Genomic DNA, 22,554 nt, shown 5'->3' with positions numbered 1-22,554 from the left:
GCCGGTCGAGGTTGCACCAGCGAACGCCGTGAAGGTCATCCCTGCCCGGGCTGGAGACAGACGCTACGCCGTTCAAACATCAGCCTCTTCCGCCCCATTCATGCCGCTTGTAGTATGTGGTCTGGAGAGCCGGGAAGCCTGGTCGGCCCGCATGCGGTAAGGCCTGCGGCATGCCATGGCACCCGCCTTGGCGTGATAGCTGTGACCAAGGAACGGATCACGTCATGCAGTCAGACTCATCTCCTGTCATCAACACCTCACGCCTCGCAAAGAACTTTGGGCATACCGCCGCGCTTGCGGGTCTGGACCTGTCGGTTCTTCCGGGCGAGGTTCACGGTTTCCTGGGGCCAAATGGGGCCGGGAAGTCCACCACCCTCCGGATCCTCCTGGGACTGATCCGGCCAACATCGGGTACGGCCCGCGTGTTCGGTATCGACCCGTGGGCTGAGCCTGTGCGGGCACACCGCGATGTCGCCTACGTCCCCGGGGACGTGACGCTCTGGCCCAACCTGACCGGCGGCGAGGTCATCGATCTCCTCGCCGGGCTGCGCGGCGGCGCGGATGAAAACCTGCGCCGGCAGCTCATCGACGAGTTCGACTTCGATCCCCGGAAGAAGGCGCGGACCTATTCCAAGGGCAACCGGCAGAAGGCTGCCCTTATAGCGGCCTTTTCCCGCCCCGCCAGGCTCTACCTGTTGGACGAACCAAGCTCAGGACTGGACCCGGTGATGGATGCCGTGTTCCGCCGTCATGTCCGCCGGGTGACCGCGGACGGCGCCGCCGTGCTGCTGTCCAGCCATATCCTGGCCGAGGTGGAGCAGCTTTGCGACCGGGTGACCATCATTCGGGCCGGCGTGGCCGTGGAATCCGGGACCCTGGCCGAACTCCGGCACCTCACGCGCACTCGCTTCCGTGTCACGTCGTCCGTGAAACCTGAGGTTGTGGCAACGTGGCGGGGCGTCCACGACCTCCGAGTTGACGGGACAGCCATAGAGTTCGACGCCGACGCAGCCGACCTGGACTACGTCTTGGATGCTTTGGCTGCTGCAGGTATTACGGGCATCACGGCCGCGCCCCCTTCCCTGGAGGAGCTGTTCATGCGCCACTACGGCGCACAGGACCCCAGCCACGCGAGCCAGAAGAGCCAGGTGCTGTGATGCGCGCCGTTCTTCGGTTGGCCCTGCTCCAGGCTCGCCGGGACCGCGGTACCTTGGCCGCCTGGATCCTGGGCATCGCCGGTCTGGGCTACGCGGCAGCCACCGCCGTCACCACACAATTTGGCGAGGACAATGAGCGGGCCGCCCTGATTTCCGTGGCTGCAGCCAGCCCGGCGTTCCTTTTCCTCCGGGGGCTGCCCGACGGCATCAGTTCGGGGGCGGTCACCTTCTTCCAGGGCTATTCGTTCACTGCCGTGCTGGCCGGGCTGATGAGCGCATTCCTGGTGGTCCGCCACACCCGCGCGGACGAGGACCAGGGCAGGTTTGAACTGGTCGGTTCCACCCAGGTCACCCGTGTGACGTCCCTGTACGCAACCCTGCTGCTCGGCTCCAGCGCAAACGTGGTCCTTGCCTTGGCCGTTGCCGCCGGATTCATCGGTGCCGGCCTCCCGGTCCAAGGATCATTCCTGGCGGGGACAGCTGTTGGCTCCGTGGGTCTGTTCTTCATGGCGGCCGCCGCGCTGGTAGCCCAGGTCATGCCCTCCGCCAGGAGCGCCAACGGGACAGTTGCGGCCCTGATCGGTGGCGCCTACCTGATCCGCGGTGCCGGCGACGCCCTCGGCACAGCCGACTCATCACTGCTGCACGTTTCCGCGGCGTGGCCATCTCTGTTCTCACCCATCGGCTGGGGCCAGCGGATCCGGCCCTTCACCGAGGCGGACACGCTGCCGTTGCTGGCTATCGGTGCCGGTGCCGTTGTCCTGGCAGGGCTTGCCGTGGTGCTGCGGAGTGGCAGGGACCTGGGTGCCAGCTACATTGCAGCGGATGAGGCGGGCGCGGAACGGGCGGGCACCGGCCTGGCATCGATGCTGGGCTTGGCATGGCGGCTGCAGCGTGGAAGCCTGGCCAGCTGGTGCTTCACCAGCGCTGCGCTGGGAGCCGTGGCCGGGGGTCTGGGTCCGGTGGTCCGCGACGCACTTGAAGGAAACCCGTCCGTAGCGGAACTGATGAGCCGCATCGTTCCAGGCGACGCGGAACTGGTAGACCTGTTCACCACTGCCATGCTGGGCATCGCAGGGGTCCTCGCCGCTGCCGCTGGCATCGAGGCGGTGCTGCGGCTTAGGGCGGAAGAGGCGGAAGGCCGGGCCGAACTGCTGCTGTCTGTGCCGGCGTCGCGATTCCGCTGGCTGGGCAGCACCCTCGCCGTTGCGGCAATGACGACGACGGCTGTTGCCGTTGCCGCCGGAGCCTCTGCCGCCGTCGTGCTCGCCTTGGGTGAGGCAGGGGGAAGCAGCCCCGGAATGGTGTTTGCCGCCGCCCTGGCGCACATTCCGGCAGCGCTTGTCTTCCCTGCCGGAACGGTGCTGGTGTTCGCACTCGCGCCCCGCTGGAGCACCCCCGCGGGCTGGGGTGCCCTGGCCGTCGCGCTGGTCCTGGGGCAATTCGGGGAGCTGCTCAGCCTGCCGGTGTGGCTTCAGGACCTCAGCCCCTTCCGGCATTCCTCAGCCATGCCAGTTGAAGCCTTCCATCTGGAGGGCGCCCTGCTGATGGCCGCCATCGCCGCTATTGCCGCGGCAGCCGGCAGCCGTCTGATCAGGGAAAGAGACGTGGCCATCTGAACGAGCGCACCGGTAGCCCTGAGGGACCGTAGTCCTGCCTGAGGCGGTCTTGGTGCAGCGCGGCCAGACTCATGGATGCTGGTCTGGACGCACTTGACGCAGTCATCGGGGACGTCGGGACCCACGATGACTTATTGGGAGCGCTCGAAGGTTGCACCGCCGTCGTCTCCGCCATCAGCGACTTCGGCCTGCCGTTATTTCAGAGCTAGCACACAGCTGACATGGGGTTGGACCGAAGCCGCGAGCGAGGGGGCTATGAGTGCACCGTCGCTGAGCGCAGAATGAATTCATGGTTGATGCCGCGGTGTCTGAGGGCCTTTAGGAGGGTGAGCGCCTTCTCTTTTCTACCGAGAGTGTGCTGCATGGTCACGCAGGCCAGCGAAGAGGCCTGTGATGCCTCCCGGCTGAGCCAGTGGAACAAGATCGTCCTGCGGTTCATGTGGTGCAGTCATGAGCCGTCCACTCCTCAGGTCGGACCGCTTACGGCTCGATGAGCCCGGTGCGGATGGCGAACCTTGTGAGGTCCAGCCGGTCGCGCAAGCCTAGTTTCTGAAGGACGTTGGCCCGGTGGCGATCGACGGTCTTCACACTGATGCTGAGGATGTCGGCGATCTCCTTTGCGGTGTTCCCCTCTGCGATGAGCTTTGTGATCTGCTCCTCGCGGGGCGTGAGGATGCTGTCCGGCATCCGGTCGCCTCGGCGGTCGCGCTCCAGATAGTCGCGGATGAGCGCGGTGACCGCGCCGGGGTAGAGGAATGACTCCCCGCGCATCGCTGCGCGGCACGCCTCGATGAGGTCGCGGTCGGCGACCGACTTGAGCACGTAACCCGAGGCCCCGGCACGCAGTGCCTCGAAAAAGTACTGCTCGTTGTCGTACATCGAGAGGATGAGGATCCTCACGTCGGGTGCGCTGCGCGCTATCTGCCGCGCCGCCTGGATGCCGGTCATCTGGGGCATGGCGATGTCGAGAACAGCGAGGTCAACCCCGCCCGCGGTCGCGGCGGTGACGGCCTCGGTGCCGTCGGCGGCTTCAGCCACGACGGTGAGGTCGGGTTCCGCGTCGAGAATCATGCGAAGGCCACGGCGGACCAGGGCGTGGTCGTCAGCGAGCAGGATGCGCGTGGGTCCGCCCATCGGATCAGCTCCCCGCCGCGACGCCGGGAACGACGAGGCGAACGTCGGTCCCCCTGCTCTGCCGTGCGGCGACCGTCAGCTCGGCACCGATGAGCAGGGCGCGTTCGCGCATCCCGCGGATGCCTGCGCCCTCTCGGAGGTCACCGCCCTGCCCGTCGTCGCGAATCCGCAGGGTCAGCCCCTTCGTCGTCGAGGTGAGCGCGAAATCGACTCGTGTTGCGTGCGCGTGCCGGGCGACATTGGTGAGCGCCTCCTGCGCGATGCGGTAAAGCACGAGCTCGACGTCCCCGCTGAGCTCGGGCAGGTCGTCATCGAGCTCCCAGTTCACGGGGATCCCGCTCGAGCGGGAGAACTCCGAGCCCAGCGAATTCAGCGCGCTCCGCAGGCCGAGGTCCGCGAGCACGCCCGGGCGCAGACGCTGCGCCACCTGGCGGACCTCCTCCAGGCTGGCGCGGACCGCCTCCTGGGCGACGAGGCTCTCCTCGCGCAGATCCTCGGGAGATCTATCGACAACTCGCTTGAGACTGAGGAGAGCAACGGTCAGGCTCTGGCCGATCTGGTCGTGCAGTTCCCGCGAGATCCGCTGACGTTCCCCCTCCTGCGCGGCCAGCGCGAGGGCACTGCTCGCGCTGTTCTCCGCCTCCAGCCGGTCAAGCATCTCATTGAAGGTGCGGATGAGGTCCTTGAGGTCGCCGTTGCCGGCTTCGATCGCCCGATCGCCCCCGCGTCGCAGCAGGCCCACCCGGCGCATCACACCCGTCAGAGCGTCAAGCGGTGCGAGGCTGGCCCGAACCAAGGCAGCATTCGCGGCGAGGATGAGAGCCAGTCCGACGAGGAGGACCGGTACCTCGGTGAGCAGGACGGGCGAGGACACCGTCGCCGGCGAGAGTGCCAACACGAGCGTGCCCATCGCGAAGAGCAATCCGTTGATGATGAACAGTCGCCAGAACAGCAACTGTGCCGGTCCTTTCAGAGGCAAGCCGCGTATCATTCCGGTGGCCCTGGTTTCGAGCGCGGTCCGCATGTGACTAGCCTTGCGCGGCCTGCGTCCTTTGTCCATGAGGGCTGGCACCCACGGGCGGCGGAGTCCCGTGCGCGCGGCGCACCGGAAATGGGTGTCAGGCCCAATGGCACCTCCATCCCCGCGAGGGGAGACTGAATGTACCCCAAGAACCGGCGGAACGGAGGGCCTAATGGAGACCACCCACTCCACAGTGCCCGGCTCCGGGGTGCTGCACGACTGCCTGACCCGCGACGGCCAGCAATTCCGCATCCTCGTCACGCGTCCCGGCGGGCGCGAAATCTTCGTTTACGACCCGGCGGAACCCGACCGGGTGGTGGCAAGGATCGTGCTCGAGGAGGACGAAGCCGATCAGGTCGCCGAGCTACTGCACAGCCAGCCGATCACCGATCGCATCGCCGAACTCGAACGCCGGGTCGCCCAGCTCGCAGAGAGCGGGCGATGACGGTCGTGGACCCGCCCGTGTCGTCGATTCACACCGGAGGCTCGGTTGGTAGACGCGACTTGGCCTGCCCGGCGAACTGAAAAGCCAGGTACTCGCAGGACCATTCCGGGAGAGGACCCGATGGAGCACCTCAGCCGATTCGCCAGCGAATTCCTTAAGGCGCTCAAGAACCTTCTGCCCATCGTGATCGTCGTCGTCCTGTTCCAGTTGCTGGTGTTCCGCTCCATGCCCGATGACCCACTCCAGCTGGTGGCGGGGCTCCTGATCGTGGCCGTGGGCATTGCCCTGTTCCTGTATGGCCTGGATCTGAGTATCTTCCCGGTGGGCAAGAACCTGGCTAACCAGTTCGTCCGGAGCGGGGCCCTGAGGTTATTACTGCCCTTTGGGTTTGCCATTGGCTTCGCTGCCTCCGTCGCGGAGCCGGCGGTGATCGCTGTCGCGGAGCAGGCCCAATTGGTCAGCGATGGTCGTATCAATGCGTTGGTGCTGCGCTTCGTGATCGCTGTGTCGGTGGGGCTGGTCATGGTCCTGGGCATCCTGCGTGTCCTGCGTGGCTGGGCGGTGTACAAACTGCTGATCGTCGGCTACGCGATGGCGTTGGGACTGACGTATATCGCCCCGCCTGAGATCATAGGTCTTGCCTACGATTCCGGCGGTGTCACCACCAACATCGTCAGTGTCCCGCTGATCGCCGCGATTGGTCTCGGTCTGGCCAATTCCATCAGGGGACGCAGCCTGCTTGCCGACGGCTTTGGGCTGGTCGCGCTGTGCGTGATGGTGCCCATGATCGGGGTCCAGCTCTACGGCATCTGGGTCTACACCTTCGGCGATGCCGGGCCGGCCCCGCCGGTCACCGACGCCGGGGAGTCCTCAACGGATTGGGTGGTGGGCATGATCCTTGGCCTCGCCTCAATGGTCCGGGAGGTCCTACCCATTGTCGCCGTGGTCCTCTTTTTCCAATGGGTCGCCCTGCGGCGCAGGCTGCCCCACCCCCTGCGGGTCGTCATCGGCTTCATCATGGTCCTGGTGGGACTGTACGCCTTCGTGGTGGGACTCAAGCTCGGGCTGTTCCCGCTCGGGACCCTGATGGCGGAGCAGCTGATCGAACAGGGAGTCCCGGCCCTGATCCTGCTCTTCGCGCTGCTCATCGGCTTCGCAGTCACCATGGCCGAACCCGCCCTGGTGGCCATCGGAGAACAAGCGCAGGACGCATCGCCGGGCAAGATCAGCGCGTTCGCCGTCCGGGTCATTGTCGCCGTTGGCGTCTCCCTCGGGATCGGCTTCGGCGTCTACCGCATCCTGGTGGGAGGGCCGTTCCACTACTACATCATGGCCGCCTACGCCATCGCGCTCGTCCTTGTCTTTTTCGCACCCAAGTACATCATCGCGCTGGCCTTCGACCTCGGCGGGGTGACGACGTCGGAGGTTACCGTACCGCTGGTTACTGCCCTCGGGATCGGCCTCGCGGCCGCTGTGGAGGGCCGAAACGTATTGATCGACGGGTTTGGCCTGATCGCCTACGCCTCGATCTTCCCTGTCATCTCCGTCATGGTGTATGCCATGGTGATGGAGAGAATTCCCCGCCTAAGGAGGGAACCGGCATGAAATTCACCGCAGTCATCGTGATCGCCCCGGACGAGCTTGAAGACAAGGTGATTGAATACGCCCAGCGGGCCGGGGCCACGGGTGTGACCATTTTGCCGGGCAAGGGCATTGGCGGCGAGGCCAGGAAGACGTTTTTCGGGCTCACCTTCGAAGGAACGCAATCCGTGCTGCTGATGGTCGTAGGGACACACCTGACGGCCCCGATCCTGAAGGAACTGCATCAGGTTTTGGTCAGGGGGACCGAGTCCCGCGGCCTGGCCTTCGCAATCCCGATCGAGCACCTGACCGGGATCGATATGCGCCAGGTGGTCAGGTTCGAGGAGCATCTGCGCCGTGAGGGCTCCTGAAGCAGACCCGGAAACCTTAGAAGGAGGAAAGAGATGCTCACTGTCAAAGATGTCATGGTCCCCGAGGTCGTCACGATCTCCCCTTACAGCACGCTGCGCGAGGCGCTGTCCATGATGAAGGAACGCCAGGTCAAGAGCCTCGTGGTGGAGCGGCAGCACGCCCATGACGCCTACGGCATGCTGAGCTACAGAGAACTCCTGGACACCGTCGTGGCGCAGGAGGGGGATGTGGATCTCCTGAATGTCTATGACGCCGCCACCATCCCCGCGATCACCGTGAACGAGCAGCTGTCGGTGCGTCAGGCGGCGGCCCTGATGAGCCGCTATCACCTCAGCCGGCTGATCGTGGTAGAAGGCAACCAGCTCGTCGGGCTGCTCGCCATGAACGACATCCTGGCCCGGCTGATGGACGATCTGATCTAGCTTCATCTTCACAGTCATGCAACTGGCCGGGTTCGGCGCTCGGGTCCGCGGTCTTTCGTTCAGCGTGGTGGGCTCTCGAACCAAGGCGTCCTCTCAGTCCTCGATCAGCAGGGTTCGCAGGTCCAGCCGCCGCAGCACTCGGTCCACGATTCCGGATCGGGTGCTGCGGGCGGCGTCCAGGCGATTGTCTGGGCGGCGACCAGAATGTCATGGGCGTTGAGCCGGTGTGTTTGGTCGGTACTGTCGGCGTCCTCTTCCGAGCGGTCCCAGCTAAGGTGGGAAAGCCTTGACCGGATGGTTTCCCTTTGGGCCGGCGAGAGGCTGGCCATCACCGGAGAGCTGCGCAGGGCTGACAGTGATGCTTCCTGTGCCAGCTGGGCGAGGACTTCCTCGGCTTCGCGTTCCACGCGGGCGATTCGGCCAGAGCCAGTTTCTTCATCAGCCACGGCAGGGTCAGGCTCGGCAGCACCAGCGTGGTCAACAGTACTGCGCATGCGGTGACAATGATCTGTTCCCTGCAAAAGGCCCTCATAGTCCCCGAGCTCGTCACGATCTCCCCTATAGCCCCCCGGCACCACTCAAGCTGGGTAGGCGTCCGGGAGAGGGGATTGGTCGTGCTCTTGCGGGATTTGTTCGTTCGGGTTCAGGGGGTGGTGCGGCCATCCTCGTGGGCGTATGCGGTGAGTATCTCCTCGGTGTCGTTGCCCGTGCGCAGGAAACCGGTCTTTATCTTCTGGGCGAGTTGCTCGAGCGCTTCGCCCAACCGTTGGGCGCTGAGCTGGACCGCCGGGTCTGGTGTGGCGGAGGCGGCCTCTCGCAGCCGGAGTGCGTATGGCAGCTGGCGGGCCAGGGAGATCTTCGGGTCCAGCTCTTGGAAGTAGAAGCTCTCGGTGTGCTGGGTGAAGTCGATGGTACCTTGTCGACCTCGGCGGCCAGGGTATCGGGGGTCCGGCTCGCGGTTTCGGCCGTGAACTGTCCGATCTTCTCGGCGCAGCCGGCGTCGGCCATCAGTTTTAGTCACCCACCATTCGCCCATACATGTAGGGCAGGGCGGACGGGATCAGGAGGATGAGGAACACCTGGAACAGGCTGGTGAAGGCGCTCGGGTTTTCAAAGGGATGGGCAGAGTCGGCGTTGAAGTACCCGCCACCGTTGGTACCCAGGACCTTGATCGCTTCCTGGGAGGCGACAGGACCACCGGGAATCAGCTGGCTGGCGCCGGTGGCCGTATTGGTGACCTCCGTGGACCAGAAATTCTGCACGACGCCGCCAATCACCAGGGCGATGGCCGCCACGGTGGCGATGGGCAGCAGGATGCGGAACGAGGCGCGGGTCAGGTCCACCCAGAAGTTGCCCAGCCGGTCTGTAGTGGTCCGCGCTATGCCGCGAATCAGGGCAACCACCACTACGATTCCGACGCCGGGGAGGAATTGCTGCCGGGCAACACGGCTTGCAGTCGCTGCAGAGCGAAGATCACCAGGATGGAGATCAGCGAGAAGAGCAGGACGCTGCGAAGGTACACAGACCAGCTTTGTTCAGTCCCGGAGTCCACTCCGGCCAGGCGGTAGATGGCCCTTTCAGGTTTGGCGTGTTTGGTACTTGAGAAGACCCGCGCCATATACAAACCCAAGGGCTTGTGCAGCAGTGCCAGAACAAGTACCAGTACGGCTATCTGGGTGACGAAGGATGCAGTGCTGAAAACCACCCGCCGTCACCACTTTTCCGGGTTGAGCAGCACGGCCAGCAGGTATCCGGCAACGGCCAAGCCAAGGACGAACAGGCCCACCCACATGATGGCATCCACGTTCATTGCCCGCTCACCGGGCCGTCGCCGTCGACCATTTTGCCCAGAAGGTGGGCCACCCACATTACGATTCCCATACTCACCACGAGAATCACCACAACAGCCACGTCGGCCACTGGAACGTCCTTTCATCATTGCCTCTTTTGCGAGGCTGACATCAGTCAACTCCTGCAAAAGTGGCGAAAAGGCGTTCCTTACGAATCCTTAATGCGGACGCGGGAAATCTTGATGCGCTCTTAACGTCATGGCGTTAAGGATTCGTCAAGAAATCTCCGTTTCCCCACTGGTGGTTGGTTATCGGTGCTAATTTCGGCACGTGTTGGATGCTAATGAGCTGTGCGAATGGGGATCTGTGAGCGGACATCCTTGGGTGCATGCCGCATGACTCGCGCCCCTGAAAGGTTTGGCGCGGCTGAAGGTTCCGTGATCCTTCGCAACCCTGCGCTGCAGGCCCTTGTCCACCAGGGAGGGCGGCTGAAGGCAGCGCTCCTGCACCCGGTGCGTTCGGTACCCTTGGCGTTTCTGGCGGTGATCATCCTCGGTGCCGGAATACTGATGCTGCCAATATCGCGGACCGGCGAGGGCGAGGACGTCGTCACCACGGCATTCTTCACCGCCGTTTCAGCTGTCTGCGTCACCGGCCTGATCACTGTGGATACTGCCACCTACTGGACACCGTTCGGGCACGCCGTGATCGTGGGACTCATCCAGGTGGGAGGGTTCGGGATCATGTCCCTGGCGACCCTGCTGGCCTTGTTCGTACGGAAGACCATCGGTTTACGCGGCCAACTCGTGGCGCAATCCGAAACCCACACCCTGAATTTCGGAGACGTCAAGTCCGTGCTGTTCAGGGTTCTGAAGATCATGGCTGTCTTTGAGGCCATCACAGCGCTCATCCTGACGGCACGCTTCTGGATCGCCTATGACGACAACCCCGGTACGGCCCTTTGGCACGGAGTGTTCCACGCCGTCTCCGCGTTTAACAATGCAGGCTTTGCCCTGTACAGCGATAACCTCATCAGCTTCGCGGAAGACCCTTGGATCATCGTCCCCATTTGCGCCGCCATTATTGCCGGTGGACTCGGTTTCCCGGTGATCATCCAATTGTTCAGGGACCGCCTCAATTTCAAGAACTGGACCATTCACCTCCGTCTGACCGTCTACGGGTCCTTGCTGCTGCTGACAGTGGGCACTGTTCTATTCGCCTCCTTCGAGTGGAACCGTCCGGAGACCCTCGGCCAGTTGAGTTTTGGCGGGAAGATACTGGGCTCGCTGGCGGGCGGCGTTTTCCCGCGAACGGCAGGTTTCAACAGCATCGACTATGGGGTGGCTACCCCGGAAACGCTGATGATCACCAACGTGCTGATGTTCATCGGCGGTGGGAGCGCCGGAACGGCCGGCGGTATCAAGATCACGACGTTCCTTGTTCTGGGATTCGCGATTTGGAACGAGATCCGCGGCCGCGAGCACGTGACCATAGGACACCGTTCCATCAGTTCTTCCACCCAGCGCCAGGCTCTCACTGTCGCTCTGCTGGGCGTCGGAGCGGTCATCCTTGGGACTCTGCTGCTCCTCATGTCCACTGACTACAGCCTTGAGAAGGTACTCTTCGAAACGATCTCTGCATTCGGAACCGTCGGCCTGAGCACCGGCATCACTTACAACTTGCCACCCACCGCAGAGTGGGTGTTGATGGCGCTGATGTTCACCGGGCGCATCGGCACCATCACGGTTGCGTCAGCCATCGCCCTGGCCTCCCGGCCCAGGTTGTTCCAGCTACCCGAAGAGCGGCCCATCATCGGGTGACACTTTTCAGAGGAAGAACGAAGCGCTAAGGGCGGCTCCTGGGGGACGCCTCGCTTTTCTCCCGGACCTTCTCCTGCGCGTGGTCAGGGGCTTCTACGCCACCACGGTGTTCTGCCCGGTACAGCCCAGTGAGCATCATCATGATGACTCCCACCCACATCACGGCCGTCACAAGGACAAAGCCCATCAGAACCAGAGCCTGCATGAGCGAAGTCTATCCACACCCACGCCCACAAAGTGTTCCGACATTCAGCCCGCGAAAAATCAAGGAAAAGAGCCCTCACAGCAAGTAGCAGGCTCTCGGATGCGGCTGAAAGACGAGTACCGACTACTCGTGCGCAGGGAGTACCCAAGGTCTTTACTGAATGCAGCGGCTCAGGAACGACCGCCAATAAACCCCCAATATTTGGTGGTTGTAGGAACCGCGGGCCGGGGCCGGACAAGGTACCCAAAATACAGTTGTCCGGCCCCTCGCCCTACCAAACCCCCGCCTTCGGATTGGTCTTGCCGAGTGTTAGGCTCAGCTCAAATTGGGGTATCTGGGCTGGGGGAAATCATGGGAACTTTTCGTGCGTTTGCGTTCAAATCGGCGGCACTTGCCGTGTTGATGGTGGGCTCCACGGTGGCGGGCGTAGCCCCGGCGACGGCTGAAGAGGGCGACGGGGCCATAGCATCTACAAGCGAGTATGTGCCGTTGATGCATGGAATGCCCAACGTGGGATCCGAGCTGACAATAGGCAGGTTCTTCACCCGTTCCTGCCCCGTGACGGAGGAGGCCCCGCATGGGTTCACCATGGAGTGGCTCAGTAACGGTGTGCCCCTGCCCGCCGAACGGCAAGGCGAATTCCTGAAACTCATCCCAGAGGATCGCGGTAACCGCATCTCCTTCACTGCTCAGTCCTCTTGCAGGGAAGGGAATGTGTATCACAGCGCCGAAACACCGCCCATTGCCGCGTCCAACCGGGCCATGGGTTGGACAGGGCGCGGGAACTTCGAGCTTCTGGGCCGAACTGACGACGGTGACCTGGTCCTGTACCCCCGCACGTACGAGTCAACATGGAGATTCTGGGACATGTCCTTCGAGGGGCGCTATTACAGCAGCTCCTGGGATGAACCGAGGGTAGTCGGAACCGGCTGGGACATCTTTGATGTTGTCTTCTCCCCGGGGGACTTCGACGGTGACGGGTACAACGACGTCCTCGCCCGTGACCGCTTTGGAAAGCTGCACCTGTATCCCGGCGACGGAGACGGGGGCTGGCTGGCGCCCTCCCAGGTCGGCGCAGGCTGGAACATCTTCGATTCCATCGTGGGTCCAGGGGACTTCAACGGGGACGGGAACAACGACGTCCTCGCCCGCGACCGCCAAGGAAACCTGCACCTGTACCCCGGCGACGGCCAAGGCGGTTGGCTTGAATCCTCGCAGGTGGGCGCAGGTTGGCAGATCTTCAACAGAATCAGCGCCCCCGGGGACACCAACGGTGACGGAGCAGTGGACATCTTCGCCCGCGACAACAGTGGTGTCCTCCACCAGTACCCGGCAGACGGGCAGGGCGGCTGGAAATCCCCCGCTGTGGTGGGTTCCGGATGGGGTGCCATGACCGAGATCAGCGGCGCCGGCGTGTTCAGCCGAAACTGGGTCACTTACAACCCGGCAAGTGCCGGGCGGGGACCTAGAAATGACGTCATAGCAATAGATCAAGAAGGCGACCTGCGGCTGTACAGCGGCGCCTACCCGTACGAGACCGGCCTCTACGAAGTTGGCGAAATCGGTAACGGCTGGGACATTTTCAAGGACCTGATCTGATTCCCGCGCACCCCAAACTACTCACCCTCTACCCGGAGGAGGTGACGGCGTTCGTCGGCATCGATACGAGTGTCCCCGGACAGCCGGGCATGGACACCCAGTTCCCAACGGGCCTGATGTCCGCTGCGAAGAACCTCGGCCTGCTCCGGATAATGAACGCTGCCTCCGCCGCCAGCGACCTCGCAGATTACACCGACCACGCCCGTGAGCAGATGCAGATGCTCACCAACAAGAACTCCCTCTCACCCACCTACCTCAACGAGATGGGCCACATCAAGACCAACTTCGAACGTCAGGGAGTGGGAGGCGGGGCGGGGGCAGGGCGGACGGGTCGCCGGAACACGCTCGCGATACGGGATAAAGCGTACGACGGCGCTGCTGCCGCCAACTTTGGCGGTTGGCGGTTGTCCGGGTTCGTGAAGGGAGAACTCAGGCTCCACAGTGGCAGCAAGGGCCCTTTGGTTCCAAAAACAACACTACTGATCCTCGGCGACCTCGCCGGCAGCTATCCGCTCAGCAGTAATCAAGTAAGCCTGCTGAATGTAGTCCTCAAGATCCTTGACACCGATACGCCAGATACCACGCCCACCGAGCTGGAATCCACGCAACTCACCAGACTTCAACAACTGGCGGATGGTAGGAAGCCCAACGGCCAGCTCCTCGGCTACCTGCTCGATCGTCATGAATCTGGGGCGCTTCGGGTCATCAATCACCTGACAACCATAACTAGAAGAGGACCATAACCGCGGTATGGCAGCCCGGGAACAACGGTCTTGTCACATACATCGCCCGCCAGCGGCCGGCGCGGCCTTCTATTCATCGGCTCGCGCAAGGCGGGTCTCCGGCGATCGAGCTGGACAAGAACAGTGGTCAGGCAACAACTTTAGAGGGAGTTAGGTACCAGAATGTGAAGATGGCACAAACTGTCTAGCCGCACGCCACGGCACATAGTGCCACTTATGTCGGGCTTGCTCAGTTGGCCTCTGACCCGTTTTCGATGGCGACGGGAGCCATTACCCGCGATGCGAACGGCGCGGCAACGATATTCAACGTGGCATGGCCTGATGGTGTCGCGGGCATTTACACGGCGGACACTGTCAGCGCGGCGTTTCCTGGCGCTGTTGACGCGTACCACGTGACGCGGGCATCCACCCCTGCGAAGGCGTACACGCAGCCGCTGGTGACTCGCGACAGCAATGGGGACATCATTACCCGCCCGGCTGTGACGGTGTCCTGATGAACGTTCTCAACGCACATCGCCGCCCTATCGCCAACCCTTTCGCTTCGGAGAATGTAGGAGCCAGCTTCTTCTCCACGCTAGACGCGTCAGCCGCCGTCCCGGCAGACCTGAACTGTCTTCTGCTCGGAGACTCCACCGGCAACCAGCAGGAAGAGTGGTTCGGGCTCGGCTGGTCCGGCCCTCTCAGTCTCTGGCCTCTCCGGCGCGTCCGCTACTACGCATACAACGACAGTGGGACCTCATGGTCCGCCCCAGTGACTCTCCAAGCTGGGACGTCTGGTGGCGACCCGACACCCGCAACGGCGTGGTGGCTTCGGACGCCTTCACCCGTACCGACGCGGAGCTAACGGCGATACCCCTGATCAGGGACAGCCATGGACTGTCATGACCGGCTACTACACCACAAACGGAACCAAGTGCGTGCAAGTCGGCAACGCCACCGGACTCGCGACCGCCAAGCTGCCCTATGCTGCGACAGGTCATGTCACCGCTACCGCAGTAATGGGGATAGCCAACAACGAGGGCACCTCTAAGCAGCACAGGCTGCACCTCAAATGGCTAGATGACACCAACCTCATCAGGCTCAACTTTGTAGGCTCGACCACCAAGACGATCTCGATCATCAAGATCATCGCGGGCGTCTCCACCACAATCGCGACCTTGGCGGGTGCAATTCCAAACGGAGCATCCCAGGCGGACTGCAACGTCTCCTTCTCATGCGTTGGGACCACAGTGTCTGCAACGGTCAACGGCTTGACAGCCAGCGGCTCGATTACCGCAGACGACGCAACGGCGCTTGCGAATGCCAGCGCTTTCGGATAGGGATCTAACTCGACAACTGCCACGCTGGACACAGTAAGCGTCTCCGTCAACGGGCTCTCGACAGATGGCCCGTACCGGACGCTGAACATCTAGAACGGCAGCGTGCCAGGCACAACGCTCGACTACCAGACAGCAGACGCGAACGCAGCACGCAGGACGGTGCTACTCAGCTCGGACCCAGACCTGGTGTTCTTCTCCGGAGGGCATAACTACGACGCCGACACCCCGGCAACGTTCCTCGGAAAGCTGGATGCAGCGGTGGGGAAGGTCGCAGCAAACGCGCCAAGTGGCGCCCCTGCCATCATTGTCACATCGCAGAACCCGAAGTTTGTGGGCACGTCCACGACAGCGCAGAACGCGACAGATCACCGCGCCCGGCAACTTGCGCTCCGACAGTATGTGCTGGCAAGGGCTGGGGCTACATCCCAGGCTTTGAGGTGTTCGCCTCACGCAAAGATGGCGGGAAGAACCTCATCGATCCTGACGGCACACACCCTCGCTACACGGGCACCCTCGTGCAGGCCAACGGATCGATGTTCTGGGCTGATGTCTTCAACCAGTACCTTCGCGGCAAGAGCGGGCTGTCCTAGTTAGTATCCGAAACTCGAGAGAGGCTACGAAACGACGGCGGCGCTAGGGCGACGTTCTACGTCAAGGAGTCCGGAACTGGTAACACCCGGTGGGTCGCTAAGTAGCTTCGGCCCGATCAGGGCAAGTGCTCCAAAAATCAACAGCCAGAAGTAGCCCTGCTGGAGTGCGGCGGAGGTCAGAGAGAAACCGATGATGACCGCAAGCACTCCGGCAGGAGCACTGTCTACGCCTTTGACCATGGCGCGAACGATGAGGAATAGAAGCACCGCGTAAAGGATCGCAAATGCGAGTCCCATCGCCAATCCGCCTTGGAACCAGGCGCGGAGCAAAACGTTGTGCGTGAGAGTGAACATGTCGAAGGTGGCGCCTGACTTGTCATCCAGTCCGCGCCCGTAGATCGGGTCGCTCTGGATACCTTCCCACGCAAAGGCGTAGGTGTACTGGCGGATGTCTAGTGTACTGATGGCCCCCGTCTGGCCGGTGACCTGCGCAATGCGTTCCAAGGGGTTGCGCAGGACGCCGCTGCTATCCAATTGCGCGAGGCTCCAGAGAACCAAAGCTACACCGGCAGCAAGCAGCAGAGGAACTCGCCAGGAAACCCGCGCAGCAATCATGTAGACAACAACGCCGACACCGCAAGCGATCAGCGAGCTGACGCTACCCGACGCGACAAGAGCGCCGATGTTGACCACTAGCGCCACAAGCAGCAAGAGCTTGCGCTTGCCTGTCTTGAACATGAGATGAATCAGGATGACTGCGGCAACACTGGAAAGCACGCCAACGATGTTCGGGTGCCCAGCAAACCCCGTTGCTCTACCGTTGATCAATTTCCCGAAAGCGGCAATGCCAGCAGCCTGCCCTATGGCGGCACCAGCAGAGATAGTCTGCCCCACGAGAAACGCTGTCACAGCCTTGTCGGACAGGCCCTCGACGGTAGCTAGGTAGCGCAAGGCGTATGGGGCCAGCGCGAGGAACGCCACGATCTGAACACCGATGATGATGTGCGACTGCATACTATCGGCGTTGGTTGTCGAGGTGACAACACCAACCACAGCAAGGTATGCGGCTATAAACCAAACCCACTTGCCAACCGGACGACGGAGCTTCCCGAAGACGAGGCAGGCCGCAAGCAGACCGAAAACCAGCAGCGTCCACGCAGCAGAAACGGCAGCCGGGAGTGCCTCAGAAAATGGCAGAAACAGGAAGATGACCGCTACAAGCGGGACTACAGGATTCACCGTTTCGGGCTGCCGTCCTGGTTGAAGTAGATGGGCTGCTCACTCGGCACGTTGTACTCGAATGAACCCCATGCCATGTAAAGCAGACCAGCCACGAAAATAACAAGGAAGAGCGCCGTGGACTTCAAGAGTGTTTTCCCCATGGCCCAATGATAAGCGGTCCCAGCATAAGACCGACCCCGCCAGACGCCCTGGCGACATCTATTTCGGGAACGACGGCAACCCATCTGGAACGTCAGGCAGGTGGTGCACGTCAAAGGGTAGTGAGGCGAGTGGTTCGTTATCGAGGCGGAGAACGACCCGCGTGGTGCCAGGGCGGCGCAATACCAGAGGAATTTCCTGAGTTCCGATGAGGGGCATGATTCCGTCCACATGGTTGCGGTGTCCGGTACGCAACGGCGGGGGAACCTCGATATCAATGTAGTCCTCGCCAGCTGGGAACGACGCCACTGGGCCTAAGCCCCGGTCAACCGTGTGAATGTGAAGGTGGAGGCTGTGATCTACGCCGACATCAAACAGTCTCCACTTGATCCTGAAAACTGTGAAGATGGTCCCGAACGAAGGAAACGTGTTTGCGGAAACACTCGACAACGATGCAGCTGTAGCATCCCACACGGAGGGTTCATCTTCGGGGAAGCCTGCATAGTTCGCCAATACAGCGAAGTCGAGGCGGTCTTGAGCTCGAACTCTGTTTTCTTGCAGCCACTCCGCAGCCTGTTCGATTGTGAACAACCCAGTGGCTACGGTTAGAACGAAGGACTCTCTGGTGATTCTCGGGAGCCCGCGCAACTCAACACCGTTTACCCTCAAAAAAAGGGTGGTCACTACCCAAGCGGTTCGCTTGTTTCCATCAACAAAGCTCTGAGTGCTGGCAAGACCATGCAGGAGGGCGGCAGCCTTTGACCATATGCTGACGTACAATTCGTGGCCGCCAAAGCTTTGTGATGGTCGATCTGCTGCGGCAGCAACGCCGTGGCCGTCACGGACCGCACCCCCAAGCTCATGGTTGAATGCAATTATCTGAGCCGCTGAAATGTATACAGTCACTGCGCAGCAAGGGCGTCAAGAAGGTCCTTTTCCTCCGAGGCAATGCGCCTCATGAGTTCAAGAGCGGCGCTGTCCTCCAGGTAGGTCCGGCCGTCGCGCTCAGTGCGGGGCGCGTTGGCGTACGTCAACGGTTCGTTGAAGTCGGGACGGAGGAGGATGGGCATGTACCAGATCTTACCGAACGACTCTTGCATCCCCAATCAGGGTCGCTAAAGACCGGTTATGTTCCTTCTTCAGAGTTGTCTTCCGTCGCGCGACAACATTTCCTGGAGCGAGAGCAGTCATGGTGCTGGGAACATCTTCATTCATCCAGATGGGGCCAACGACGAGTACCCTCGCGTTTGGCGCAGTCTTCTAATCCAAGGCATAGGTCCCAGCCGATGCGAAATGAAACGCAGCAGCGGTTGCAGTCCGCGAACGGCCGTTCTTTGCAGGAAGGGTGAGGAATCTTGATTGCTTCCTCAGGCGATCATGCCCGCGAGCAAATATATAAGCGGTTTGGACAACCCCGGCAAACAGGTCCACCTCCCGACGACCCAGCCAACTTAAGCGTAGACACTGCCAAGAACCTGCGAGACGGTTACGAGGATGGTATGTCGCGTTCTAGCGGGTTATGAGAGCGAGGCTCACGACTGCGATAGTCGCGACGAGAAGTAACCCAAGACCGACATAGGCCTGCCACTTGGGTCTCGTTTTATGAGGGTTGATGTCTATATACGGCACGCGGTGTCGTTTCCCTTCAAAGAGCAATATTGCTAGTTCTGGTGCGGTGGGTTCTGGGTTGCCAGGAGTGCCCCATGGGTGATGGTTGTGGTGGTTGCAGCGGCACGCCTCTGTTTGGGCAACATTTGAATGAGGCGTGCCGCCCGCATCAGCATATGGCTACTTGTCTGAATGTCTGAATGTTTCATGTGAATTGTCGCGTTCTAGACTCCTACTATCGGGTCTGCGGCCTCATACTGGCGTACGCTTGGGTGATGAAGTCCGAAGTTAGGACTCTCGCGCTGCGTACGGGAATTCAGGTACCGTGTTTGGTTCACGGAGACCCAGCTGAAATATCCGACGACCGCGGCGACCCGCCTCTGTTGCTTTTGCATGCCTGGGGAGAATCTTGGCGCAGTTTCGAGCGGTTAATTGCGTCGTTGTCGTCTCAGGTGCTGGTCGCACCTGATCTTCGCGGTCATGGTCAGGCGGACAAACCTGAGACTGGGTACTCGCTTTACGACGTCGTTGAAGATGTTGTTGCGCTCTTGGACGCCTTGGGCATTGAGCGGGCACATGTTTTAGGCTCGTCCAGCGGGGGATACGTGGCGCAGCAACTTGCGGTCACTCACCCGGAATTCGTGGCATCGCTCATTCTTGTCGGAGTTCCCCTCAGCCTGCACGTGAGACCTCCGTTTGCTGACGAAGTGGACCTGCTTCACGATCCGATTTCAGAGGAATGGGTTCGCAAAACGTTGTCCTGGTATCGGCTTTTGCATGAAGTGCCAACATCCTATATCGAAGACCGCGTGCAGGATGGGCTCGGCATGCCGGCGGCCATCTGGAAGGCATCCCTGCGAGGCCTCTACGAGGCTGCACCACCAACCGAGCTGAGCTCTCTTTCAGTTCCCACACTGATTCTGTGGGGTGCGCATGATCATTTAGTACCGCGTCACCATCAAGAGACCCTCGCTGCACGCATTCCCCGTTCGCAATTGAAGATCTACGGAGCGACAGGGCATTTGGTGCTCTGGGAGTGTCCGGAACGGGTTGCTGAGGACACGAGAGGTTTTCTTGCCAACTATGTCAGGGATGGATGACTTCCCGGATTGATTGCACATGACGCTGCAAGCGAGTCTCTTGTGCACGATTGCAATCGTCGTAGAACCACCATTGAATGTTCCCCTCCGTCGCCCTCGCTGCGATGATTACCTCTTCGCTCTCGAGTCCTTCGTTAACTAAGAAATTCGGCATGTTCCCCCAATCAAGAGTGCAGGACGCACTGCTCTCATTATCCTGTATTGGCACTGTTCTTGGACTCCGACGAATTTGCGGACGTGGCAGCCATGCGTGCAAGGCTGTGGAAGCTGCCCGCATCAAGCTTGGGCAAGGGCCTGGTGCGGGCAGCTCACGCCTAATGCTAAGGCAGCTTGTTAAGTCATTGGCAATACTGGGCAGCTAATTTCGCATTTCATCCGCGAGCTATATGGTTTGTTCATGACTCATTGGGGGAGCACTGTGAGAAAAGCTGTTATTCCTGCTGCTGGGCTAGGAACCCGTTTTTTGCCTGCTACGAAGGCCATGCCAAAGGAGATGCTGCCGGTGGTGGATGCGCCGGCCATCCAGTATGTAGTTGAGGAGGCCGTCAACGCTGGTCTCACGGACGTACTTATGATCACTGGACGCAGTAAGAGGGCTTTAGAAGACCACTTTGATCGGGCTCCCGATCTCGAACAGACGCTGGAAGCCAAGGGGGACGAGACGCGCCTGGGCGCGGTTCGATACTCCTCAGAGCTCGGTCCTATTCACTATGTCCGGCAGGGCGAGCCCAAGGGACTGGGTCACGCAGTGTTGTGCGGCCGCCAGCACGTGGGGAATGAGCCATTCGCCGTCTTGCTGGGGGATGATCTGATAGACGAGCGCGACGAACTGCTCACAACCATGATGGATGTCCAAGCCGAAACCGGTGGTTCGGTGGTTGCGCTTATAGAAGTTGATCCGTCACAAATCAGTGCCTATGGCTGCGCCGACGTCTCGGCGATCGACGGCGAACGTTTTGTGCGGGTCAATGCCTTGGTTGAGAAGCCGAAAGTGGAAGAAGCCCCGTCAAGGTTAGCTGTTATCGGACGCTATGTTTTGCACCCGGCAGTCTTCGACGTCTTGGAAACCACGGAACCTGGCCGGGGCGGTGAGATCCAATTGACCGACGCGCTTCAGAGTTTGATTTCAATCGATGGCGAGGGCTCTGGCGTCTACGGTGTCATTTTCCGTGGTAGGCGGTACGACACCGGAGACAAGCTTAGTTACCTCAAGGCGGTAATCAGTCTGGCTACCGAACAGGCGGAATTTGGCGAGGAGTTGAAGTCGTGGATGAAGGGTTTATTCAACTGATTTAGGTCTACTGTCGAAAGTAATCAGCGCGAGGCATCAGCAGCCTGCTGAGCAGTACTTCGGAGAAGAAACCGGGCGCTTGCTATGCCAATAACGGCACCAAGGGTGTTTGTGACAACATCTAAGAGACTTGAAAAGCGTGCAGTAAGAAACAGCAGCTGCCCTAGCTCCATGCATGTAGAAGCCAATAAACCGATGCCCGCTACTTGCCACCAGGCCTTGGCCGGCAGAGCCATTCGGGTAAGAAATCCGAACGGGATGAACATGGCTACGTTGGCGGACGCTTCTACTACGTGGTAGTCGAACCAACGTGGAACACCAACTTCGTGGAGATACCTGAGGACTGCGGCAAGTTCTCCGTAAATAGGTTGATCCACGGGCGTGGGCCAAAAACCAACGACTGCTAGACCAACTATGTATGAGGCCAAGAGAATTCGCCAAGGGAGCGGGTTTTTCAAGCCTACCTTCAGGAAGTTCGTAGGAGAGCGAAAGCACTGACGCTGAACGCAGCTGCAGCAAGTAAACCTAGTAGTAAGTATTGGGGGAAATCCTGCGGCAAGTTGGGTAAGTGGATGCGTGGAAGTTGTAGATCAACACGCCATCCGCGTCTTCTCCAATGTCGCCCCATAGTCCCTATGAATACCACAGCTGGGTCCATGGGGGAAACGGATCAAAACAAAAGGGTGGATTGCCAACAAAGTGCGTTGACAACCCACCCTCAAGTGGCTTGGTCTAAATTATGCTGAAGCCTCGGTGCCCTTTGCCCGACGGCGAGCTACCACGACGGATGCCGTGCCGGCTGCCAGCGCGCCTGCGCCAACGAGGGACCACAGGATAAGGCTGGAGTCAGCGCCAGTGTTAGCCAGCGGCACACCGCCAGTGTTTGCCAGGTTTGTGCCCGTTCCGGTGGTGCCGCCCGTGTTGGAGAGGGCTGCGCCACCGACAACTACCGTTACCGGTCCAACGGTTACTCCGGAGGAGTTGCCCGTGGCAGTGATTGCGTAGGCGCCCGGCTCGTTGATGACGATTGAAGCAGAGAATGCACCATTCCCATCAGCCACCGTTGAAAGGTTGGACGGGGCCAGCGGAATGCGTGCCGAAACGGAGAGGCTACCAGCGGAGACGCTGCCGCTTGCCGCAGGTGTTCCCGTCGGCGTTACGGTGATGGTGATGCCTTCGCCCGGGGTAAAGCCCGTGCCGCTGAAGACAAATGCTTCGCCCGGCGCCACGGAGGCATCGGAAACGGCGACGGATGTGTTGGGTGCCGGGTAGTTGGCGTTGTTTGCTACGGCCGGAACTGCGCCGAGAAGTGCGATGGAGCCTGCGAGCGTAAGCGCTGCAAGAGATTTCCTCATGTG

General features: G+C 61.2%; 28 protein-coding genes and 1 pseudogene. 14 read left to right on the top strand and 15 right to left on the bottom strand.

Features of this window, described 5'->3' with window-relative positions:
• Positions 1-224 precede the first annotated feature (224 nt).
• Together AC6CH8_RS20885 and AC6CH8_RS20880 are read left to right on the top strand one after the other, a co-directional pair.
• Positions 225-1,157, top strand: a complete 933-nt coding sequence (locus AC6CH8_RS20885) for an ABC transporter ATP-binding protein (protein WP_498192175.1) — start codon at positions 225-227, stop codon at positions 1,155-1,157.
• Positions 1,157-2,776, top strand: coding sequence for an ABC transporter permease (locus AC6CH8_RS20880; RefSeq protein WP_498192173.1), 1,620 nt, complete (start codon positions 1,157-1,159; stop codon positions 2,774-2,776). Before AC6CH8_RS20885 ends, AC6CH8_RS20880 begins: the two co-directional genes overlap by 1 nt.
• 480 nt (positions 2,777-3,256) lie before the next feature.
• On the opposite strand, the gene AC6CH8_RS20875 is transcribed toward AC6CH8_RS20880, so the two are convergent.
• Positions 3,257-3,910 (bottom strand): response regulator, encoded by a 654-nt coding sequence (locus tag AC6CH8_RS20875; RefSeq protein WP_498192171.1) that lies wholly within the window; start codon positions 3,908-3,910, stop codon positions 3,257-3,259.
• 4 nt (positions 3,911-3,914) lie between these two features.
• On the bottom strand, positions 3,915-4,934 hold the full coding sequence (locus AC6CH8_RS20870; RefSeq protein ID WP_498192169.1) for a sensor histidine kinase: 1,020 nt from the start codon (positions 4,932-4,934) through the stop codon (positions 3,915-3,917).
• A 169-nt stretch (positions 4,935-5,103) separates the two neighbouring features.
• On the opposite strand from AC6CH8_RS20870, the gene AC6CH8_RS20865 reads away from it, so the two are divergent.
• The 4 genes from AC6CH8_RS20865 to AC6CH8_RS20850 all read left to right on the top strand — a co-directional run bounded on the left by AC6CH8_RS20865 (position 5,104) and on the right by AC6CH8_RS20850 (position 7,751).
• A complete protein-coding gene (locus tag AC6CH8_RS20865) occupies positions 5,104-5,376 on the top strand; it encodes a cation:proton antiporter regulatory subunit (protein ID WP_498192167.1) in 273 nt (90 codons plus the stop codon).
• 120 nt (positions 5,377-5,496) lie between these two features.
• Positions 5,497-6,981 carry a DUF1538 domain-containing protein gene (locus AC6CH8_RS20860; RefSeq protein WP_498192165.1) on the top strand — a complete coding sequence of 495 codons (1,485 nt, stop codon included), beginning with the start codon at positions 5,497-5,499 and terminating at the stop codon, positions 6,979-6,981.
• Positions 6,978-7,328, top strand: coding sequence for a P-II family nitrogen regulator (locus AC6CH8_RS20855; protein WP_498192163.1), 351 nt, complete (start codon positions 6,978-6,980; stop codon positions 7,326-7,328). The genes AC6CH8_RS20860 and AC6CH8_RS20855 overlap by 4 nt, the downstream gene beginning before the upstream one ends.
• 33 nt (positions 7,329-7,361) lie before the next feature.
• Entirely contained in the window at positions 7,362-7,751 is a 390-nt protein-coding gene (locus AC6CH8_RS20850) for a CBS domain-containing protein (protein ID WP_420178768.1), read from the top strand.
• A gap of 104 nt (positions 7,752-7,855) precedes the next feature.
• On the opposite strand, the gene AC6CH8_RS20845 is transcribed toward AC6CH8_RS20850, so the two are convergent.
• The 4 genes and pseudogenes from AC6CH8_RS20845 to AC6CH8_RS20830 form a co-directional block, all read right to left on the bottom strand.
• On the bottom strand, positions 7,856-8,245 hold the full coding sequence (locus AC6CH8_RS20845; protein WP_498192161.1) for a hypothetical protein: 390 nt from the start codon (positions 8,243-8,245) through the stop codon (positions 7,856-7,858).
• 149 nt (positions 8,246-8,394) lie between these two features.
• A complete protein-coding gene (locus AC6CH8_RS20840; protein ID WP_498192159.1) occupies positions 8,395-8,772 on the bottom strand; it encodes a hypothetical protein in 378 nt (125 codons plus the stop codon).
• Positions 8,768-9,456, bottom strand: a pseudogene (locus AC6CH8_RS20835) (potassium-transporting ATPase subunit KdpA); the annotation flags it as partial. The gene AC6CH8_RS20840 and the pseudogene AC6CH8_RS20835, both read right to left, overlap by 5 nt.
• Before the next feature lie 6 nt (positions 9,457-9,462).
• Positions 9,463-9,561 (bottom strand): potassium-transporting ATPase subunit F, encoded by a 99-nt coding sequence (locus tag AC6CH8_RS20830; RefSeq protein ID WP_082698017.1) that lies wholly within the window; start codon positions 9,559-9,561, stop codon positions 9,463-9,465.
• Between the two features lie 375 nt (positions 9,562-9,936).
• On the opposite strand from AC6CH8_RS20830, the gene AC6CH8_RS20825 reads away from it, so the two are divergent.
• Positions 9,937-11,361 carry a TrkH family potassium uptake protein gene (locus tag AC6CH8_RS20825; RefSeq protein WP_498192157.1) on the top strand — a complete coding sequence of 475 codons (1,425 nt, stop codon included), beginning with the start codon at positions 9,937-9,939 and terminating at the stop codon, positions 11,359-11,361.
• Between the two features lie 25 nt (positions 11,362-11,386).
• Here AC6CH8_RS20825 and AC6CH8_RS20820 read toward each other — a convergent pair whose 3' ends face one another.
• The gene (locus AC6CH8_RS20820) at positions 11,387-11,566 is read right to left on the bottom strand and encodes a hypothetical protein (protein WP_498192155.1); all 180 of its coding nucleotides are present in this window, start codon (positions 11,564-11,566) and stop codon (positions 11,387-11,389) included.
• 351 nt (positions 11,567-11,917) lie between these two features.
• Here AC6CH8_RS20820 and AC6CH8_RS20815 point away from each other — a divergent pair, with 351 nt between their 5' ends.
• The gene (locus AC6CH8_RS20815; RefSeq protein ID WP_498192153.1) at positions 11,918-13,165 is read left to right on the top strand and encodes an FG-GAP repeat domain-containing protein; all 1,248 of its coding nucleotides are present in this window, start codon (positions 11,918-11,920) and stop codon (positions 13,163-13,165) included.
• 17 nt (positions 13,166-13,182) lie between these two features.
• On the opposite strand, the gene AC6CH8_RS20810 is transcribed toward AC6CH8_RS20815, so the two are convergent.
• Together AC6CH8_RS20810 and AC6CH8_RS20805 are read right to left on the bottom strand one after the other, a co-directional pair.
• Positions 13,183-13,365: a hypothetical protein gene (locus AC6CH8_RS20810; protein WP_498192151.1), complete on the bottom strand. Its 183-nt coding sequence runs from the start codon at positions 13,363-13,365 to the stop codon at positions 13,183-13,185.
• 276 nt (positions 13,366-13,641) lie between these two features.
• Positions 13,642-13,848 carry a helix-turn-helix domain-containing protein gene (locus AC6CH8_RS20805; RefSeq protein WP_498192203.1) on the bottom strand — a complete coding sequence of 69 codons (207 nt, stop codon included), beginning with the start codon at positions 13,846-13,848 and terminating at the stop codon, positions 13,642-13,644.
• A 368-nt stretch (positions 13,849-14,216) separates the two neighbouring features.
• Here AC6CH8_RS20805 and AC6CH8_RS20800 point away from each other — a divergent pair, with 368 nt between their 5' ends.
• The 4 genes from AC6CH8_RS20800 (at position 14,217) to AC6CH8_RS20785 (ending at position 15,817) form a co-directional block, all read left to right on the top strand.
• Positions 14,217-14,402, top strand: a complete 186-nt coding sequence (locus AC6CH8_RS20800; RefSeq protein WP_498192149.1) for a hypothetical protein — start codon at positions 14,217-14,219, stop codon at positions 14,400-14,402.
• Between the two features lie 244 nt (positions 14,403-14,646).
• Positions 14,647-14,793: a hypothetical protein gene (locus tag AC6CH8_RS20795; RefSeq protein ID WP_498192148.1), complete on the top strand. Its 147-nt coding sequence runs from the start codon at positions 14,647-14,649 to the stop codon at positions 14,791-14,793.
• Positions 14,790-15,227, top strand: a complete 438-nt coding sequence (locus tag AC6CH8_RS20790; protein WP_498192147.1) for a hypothetical protein — start codon at positions 14,790-14,792, stop codon at positions 15,225-15,227. The genes AC6CH8_RS20795 and AC6CH8_RS20790 overlap by 4 nt, the downstream gene beginning before the upstream one ends.
• Before the next feature lie 437 nt (positions 15,228-15,664).
• Positions 15,665-15,817 (top strand): hypothetical protein, encoded by a 153-nt coding sequence (locus tag AC6CH8_RS20785; protein WP_498192146.1) that lies wholly within the window; start codon positions 15,665-15,667, stop codon positions 15,815-15,817.
• Positions 15,818-15,841: 24 nt separating this feature from the next.
• Here the strand turns inward: AC6CH8_RS20785 and AC6CH8_RS20780 are convergent, their stop codons facing one another.
• From AC6CH8_RS20780 to AC6CH8_RS20765, 4 genes are read right to left on the bottom strand one after another with little or no spacing between them, the layout of a single operon-like run.
• Positions 15,842-17,056: an O-antigen ligase family protein gene (locus AC6CH8_RS20780; RefSeq protein WP_498192145.1), complete on the bottom strand. Its 1,215-nt coding sequence runs from the start codon at positions 17,054-17,056 to the stop codon at positions 15,842-15,844.
• On the bottom strand, positions 17,053-17,199 hold the full coding sequence (locus AC6CH8_RS20775) for a hypothetical protein (protein WP_498192144.1): 147 nt from the start codon (positions 17,197-17,199) through the stop codon (positions 17,053-17,055). Before AC6CH8_RS20775 ends, AC6CH8_RS20780 begins: the two co-directional genes overlap by 4 nt.
• Positions 17,200-17,257: 58 nt before the next feature.
• Complete coding sequence (locus tag AC6CH8_RS20770; protein ID WP_498192142.1) at positions 17,258-18,103, bottom strand: type II toxin-antitoxin system death-on-curing family toxin; 846 nt, start codon at positions 18,101-18,103, stop codon at positions 17,258-17,260.
• On the bottom strand, positions 18,100-18,267 hold the full coding sequence (locus AC6CH8_RS20765; RefSeq protein WP_498192141.1) for a hypothetical protein: 168 nt from the start codon (positions 18,265-18,267) through the stop codon (positions 18,100-18,102). Before AC6CH8_RS20765 ends, AC6CH8_RS20770 begins: the two co-directional genes overlap by 4 nt.
• Before the next feature lie 813 nt (positions 18,268-19,080).
• On the opposite strand from AC6CH8_RS20765, the gene AC6CH8_RS20760 reads away from it, so the two are divergent.
• Both AC6CH8_RS20760 and galU read left to right on the top strand, forming a co-directional pair.
• Entirely contained in the window at positions 19,081-19,905 is an 825-nt protein-coding gene (locus AC6CH8_RS20760) for an alpha/beta fold hydrolase (protein WP_498192140.1), read from the top strand.
• 397 nt (positions 19,906-20,302) lie between these two features.
• Positions 20,303-21,196: a UTP--glucose-1-phosphate uridylyltransferase GalU gene (galU, locus tag AC6CH8_RS20755; RefSeq protein WP_498192139.1), complete on the top strand. Its 894-nt coding sequence runs from the start codon at positions 20,303-20,305 to the stop codon at positions 21,194-21,196.
• 23 nt (positions 21,197-21,219) lie between these two features.
• On the opposite strand, the gene AC6CH8_RS20750 is transcribed toward galU, so the two are convergent.
• Positions 21,220-21,573 carry a VanZ family protein gene (locus AC6CH8_RS20750; protein ID WP_498192138.1) on the bottom strand — a complete coding sequence of 118 codons (354 nt, stop codon included), beginning with the start codon at positions 21,571-21,573 and terminating at the stop codon, positions 21,220-21,222.
• Between the two features lie 360 nt (positions 21,574-21,933).
• Entirely contained in the window at positions 21,934-22,551 is a 618-nt protein-coding gene (locus AC6CH8_RS20745) for an LPXTG cell wall anchor domain-containing protein (protein WP_309074498.1), read from the bottom strand.
• Positions 22,552-22,554: the final 3 nt, after the last annotated feature.

It is taken from the genome of Paenarthrobacter sp. GQ52, from assembly GCF_059759005.1.
Note: the sequence above shows the minus strand (reverse complement) of the source record. Positions and strands in the feature narration are given on the sequence as shown.